A 503-nucleotide genomic window follows, 5' to 3' on the forward strand; every position below is an offset into this window, starting at 1 on the left:
GTTTTCTAACCATGATCATTTAATTATTGACGAAATGATGCTTTTCCTTTTTCAATAATTTCCAAATAAAAATAGGATTATGAAAAAGAGAAAAGCAAAAAGAACTAAGTCAGTTACTGATATTGAACTTCAAATTGGCAATGCAGTCAGCGATTCTGAAAAAAGAAAACCGAAGCTTTACTGAATTTAATTGCAAAAATTATCTACGATGCAATTCTAAGGGAAATTTATTCAAAAGATGAACCGTCAGAATAGAGTATTTGTTTGATAGTCAGTTAATTGTGTTAAAATTGAAAGAGGAGTCAAGAAGCAGGAGGGGAGTCGAACCCTTATCTAGCTTTGATTTTTAGTAGCTTTCTAATAATAATGAGTTATTTGGTTCTGCTACATGGTTTTAACAGAAAAAGGGACCAAATCTTTCGACTGGCCCCTTTTCATTAAATTAACGCTCTCGATGTAAACGTATAAAATTTTTCGGATATTTTTTTCATCAATTTTTTGAT

It is taken from the genome of Pedobacter sp. HMWF019 (assembly GCF_003061025.1).
Lineage (GTDB): Bacteria > Bacteroidota > Bacteroidia > Sphingobacteriales > Sphingobacteriaceae > Pedobacter.